Source organism: Persicitalea sp. (assembly GCF_041751555.1).
In the GTDB taxonomy this organism is placed as follows: Bacteria; Bacteroidota; Bacteroidia; order Cytophagales; family Spirosomataceae; genus Persicitalea.
The window spans coordinates 1-3589 of sequence record NZ_JBGSXF010000611.1 but is presented as its reverse complement, the minus strand read 5'-3'; the positions used below and the strand labels follow the sequence as shown (position 1 = coordinate 3589).

Here is a 3589-nt window from a genome sequence, read left to right as displayed (position 1 = left end):
GCACTGGGCAAATCGACATGGAGAACGTGATCCGCGCCGCCAAGAAGGTCGGCATCAAACACTTTTTCATCGAGGACGAAAGCGAAAAGGAACTGGCCTTCGTACCGATAAGCATCGAGTACTTGAAAGGGCTGCGGCAGTAGATTGGGAAGGAAACTTTCCACTGCCCTGCCTGCGTTAGTCCCACATTCCCCTACTCAACGTTAAGATGAACATCCTGAAAGAATTGAAAGGCAACGAAAGCCTTTCCTCCGTTCCCGAGCCGGAGCTGCAATGGCTCGTAGAGAACTCCGAAATTATAGAGACGAAGGAAGGCGACTACCTTTACCAGAACGGTGATCCAGTGGATTACCTGCTGATTATCATTGCGGGTCGGTTGCGAATGTTCGTCAATCGCAATGGTCAGCACCGGGAACTCGGCTTTAACGAAAAAGACTACATTGGGGGACTTCTGCCCTATTCACGGATGAAAACCGGGGCTGCCAGTGCCGTCGCCCTGGAAAAAACTACCGTGTTGCGGCTGCATCGGGACAAATTTCCAGAGATGATTACAACCCAACACGAGTTGGTCGAGAGCCTCGTCCACCTGATGCTGGATCGAATTCGCAGCTTTACTAAACTGGATCAGCAGAACGAGAAAATGATTTCGCTGGGCAAGCTTTCGGCGGGCCTGGCGCATGAACTCAACAACCCGGCGGCAGCGGTCGTGCGCAGCGCATCGGCTCTTAAAAAGCATTTGGGTTTTGTACCCGAAAAATTCAAGCAGGTCATTTCCATCGAGTCCGACGAAGCGCGGGTGGATCGTATAAACGAGATCCTGGGCGCCGTACTCCAGCGGGGCGTACCGGAACAAACATTGATGGAGCGCTCCGGGCTGGAAGACGAACTGACCGACTGGCTGGAAGACCACGAAGTGGAGGAAAGCTTTGAGATTGCCGAGTCTTTCGCCGAGTATGGCTTAAAGGTGAAGGAACTCGACGACATCAGCGAAATGGTATTACCCAAAGACCTGACGGCCGTACTTACCTGGATAAACAGCGTGCTAACGACCGAAAAAATGGTGGATGAAATCGCCGAGGCTTCCCAGCGCATCGGTGACCTTGTACATTCCATCAAGGAATATTCCCACATGGACGGCGGAGCTGACAAGAAAATGATTGTGCTGCGCGCTGGCGTAGATAGTACTCTGCGTATCCTGCAGCACAAAATAAAAGCCAACCATGTGAAGGTAAAAGTGGACATGCCCGACGACCTGCCCAAGGTACGCGTAAGTCCGGGCGAGATGAATCAGGTGTGGACCAACTTAATTGACAATGCCATCGACGCACTACCAGAGGCGGGCGAAATCCGCATTGAGGCGCGGCAGGACCGCGAATTTGTCATTACCAGAGTAATCGACAACGGCCCCGGTATTCCGGCCGATGTTCTTGAACAAATCTTCGATCCTTTTTTCACCACCAAAGAAATCGGCAAAGGCAGTGGTCTGGGCCTGGAAATCGCCCAAAACATCGTCAAACGCCACAACGGCCAAATTAAGGTAAATTCCCGCCCAGGGCATACGGAGTTCAACGTCTGTTTGCCTATTGAGTGAGGTACTTCTGAATAAAAGAGTTCAGCCACAGCCGCCCTTTTTGAGTACCATCTTTGTTAAAAACTGAATACAGAGGCATTATTCACTGTCAACTGTCCACTATCAACTCTCCATTGAATGAAGCAGCCCATAATTATTGCCGTTGATGACGACGCGCAGGTACTTCGCGCCCTGACGCGGGATCTGCGCAGCCAATACCGCAAGGAATATAAAGTCATGAGTACCGATTCGGCGCAGGAAGCATTGGATGCGCTGAAAGATTTAAAGCAAAAAAACGAGACCGTTGCTCTCTTCGTTTCGGATCAGAGGATGCCCGAGATGCTTGGTGTGGACTACCTTACCGAGGCTAAAAAGATCTTCCCCCACGCCAAGCGAGTGCTGCTGACAGCCTACTCCGACACCGATGCAGCCATCAAGGCCATTAACGACGTGCAGCTGGACTATTACCTGATGAAGCCCTGGAATCCGCCTGAGGAGAAGATGTACCCCGTACTGACCGACCTGCTGGAAGACTGGCAGATGCACAATATTCCCGAGTTTGACGGCATTCGGGTCATTGGCTATCAGTTCTCGCCTAAGTCGCACGAGATCAAGGATTTCCTGTCGGGCAACCTGCACCCTTATCAATGGTACGACCTCGAAACCAGCGAGCGTGGCCAGGAGCTCATGACCCTTAATAATCTGGAAGCCAAGGATGCGCCTTTTGTATTTTTTGAAGACGGCAGTTTTCTGGTGCAGCCCGAACTACGCACTATTTCCGAAAAACTGGGACTCAGCCTACAAACTACTCATGAAATGTACGACGTCGTGATCGTCGGCGCGGGGCCAGCAGGACTGTCGGCGGCAGTGTACGGCGGCTCAGAGGGGCTGAAAACGCTGATGATCGAGAAGCGAGCCCCCGGAGGTCAGGCGGGGACGAGTTCGCGGATCGAGAACTACCTCGGCTTCCCATCGGGCCTGAGCGGGGCCGAACTATCGCGCCGCGCTATCACCCAGGCTACGCGCTTCGGGGTAGACTTCATGTCGCCCGAGGAAGTGGTAGGTATCGAAATTAAAGACAACTACAAAATTCTGACACTGGGCAACGGCAAAACGGTGAATACCAAGAGTATCGTCATCACGACGGGCGTCAACTACCGCAAGCTTGAAACACAAGGTGTAGAGAATTTCACCGGGGCGGGTGTCTATTACGGGGCCGCCACTACGGAAGCCAATGCCTGCCGTGACAAGGAAGTGTACATTGTGGGCGGTGGTAACTCCGCCGGGCAAGGCGCAATGTACCTCTCACAGTTTGCCAAGAACGTCTATATCCTCGTCCGTAAGCCCGATTTATCCGCCACCATGTCGTCGTATCTTATCGACCAGATCGACGCCACCGATAACATTCGTTTGCTGCCCTGCACCGAAATTGCGGAAGCCAAAGGCGACGGGCATCTGCAGCAATTGGTACTGGAAGATTTGAACGACTCAAGTACCCGAGTGGCAGCAGCGGACGCGCTGTTCATTTTCATTGGTTCCAAGCCCTACACGGAGTGGATCAATACCGAAATGCTCATCGATAAGCGCGGCTTCATCGAAACGGGTCGCGACTTGGTTAACTACCCTGATTACAAAAAAATCTGGAAGAAAAAACGTGAACCCTACACTCTCGAAACCTGTGTACCGGGCGTGTTCGCAGCGGGCGATGTCCGTGCCTCAGCCATGAACCGCGTCGCCTCCGCGGTTGGAGAAGGGGCGATGGCCATTAGCTTCGTGCACAAGTACCTGGCGGAAATGTAATTATTTCTTGATTTTAGGTTATTAGCTGCCAGCTTTTTTTAGCAAGTAGTATTTTAACTGTCCACTGTCCATTGTCCACTAAAATCATATGGCTACAAACCTTTGTAATCACCTGACCGCGATTGAAGAAATCAAGACATCGGAGCAGCGTGTCTGTGAGGAGTGCGTGAAAATTGGTGGCCGTTGGCTACACCTGCGTACCTGCCAGGAATGCGGCGT

The 3589-nt window shown here is 52.3% G+C and carries 2 protein-coding genes; both read left to right on the top strand.

The features are described from left to right. Window positions 1–208 precede the first annotated feature (208 nt). Window positions 209–1591 (top strand): ATP-binding protein, encoded by a 1383-nt coding sequence (locus ACEW8P_RS21690; RefSeq protein ID WP_373515162.1) that lies wholly within the window; start codon window positions 209–211, stop codon window positions 1589–1591. A gap of 117 nt (window positions 1592–1708) precedes the next feature. Further along, a complete protein-coding gene (locus ACEW8P_RS21685) occupies window positions 1709–3370 on the top strand; it encodes an FAD-dependent oxidoreductase (protein ID WP_373515161.1) in 1662 nt (553 codons plus the stop codon). Window positions 3371–3589: the final 219 nt, after the last annotated feature.

What these genes read in the sequence shown, in the direction of transcription:
- ACEW8P_RS21690 (WP_373515162.1), top strand. Translation starts at nt 209, where the DNA reads ATGAACATCCTGAAAGAATTGAAAGGCAACGAAAGCCTTTCCTCCGTT.
- ACEW8P_RS21685 (WP_373515161.1), top strand. Translation starts at nt 1,709, where the DNA reads ATGAAGCAGCCCATAATTATTGCCGTTGATGACGACGCGCAGGTACTT.